The organism is Pauljensenia sp. UMB3104 (assembly GCF_030217285.1).
In the GTDB taxonomy this organism is placed as follows: domain Bacteria; phylum Actinomycetota; class Actinomycetes; order Actinomycetales; family Actinomycetaceae; genus Pauljensenia.
The window spans coordinates 1-239 of the sequence record NZ_JASONN010000570.1 but is presented as its reverse complement, the minus strand read 5'-3'; the positions used below and the strand labels follow the sequence as shown (position 1 = coordinate 239).

Annotated in this window: 1 protein-coding gene; it reads right to left on the bottom strand. The window is 46.4% G+C overall.

The window, feature by feature from the left end:
* Positions 1–239 (bottom strand): ATP-binding cassette domain-containing protein (locus tag QP415_RS12810; RefSeq protein ID WP_285100327.1); only part of this gene is annotated, 239 nt, incomplete at both ends.

The window sequence follows — 239 nt, the reverse complement described above, 5'->3', positions numbered from 1 at the left end:
CTCTTCAATATTCCATAGTTTTAGGGGCAGGGCGACATTCTCTCGGACTGTTTTGCGGTTAATTAACTCAAATTGCTGAAAAATCATGCCAATTTCCTTTTGCAAGTGTCTGAGCGAATCGCCCGATAAAGTTTGAATATCCTCATCGAGGACGTGAATAGACCCTCCATCGAAACTCTCCAAACCATTAATGCAGCGCAGCAAGGTGGACTTCCCCGCCCCACTCTTACCTACCAGGC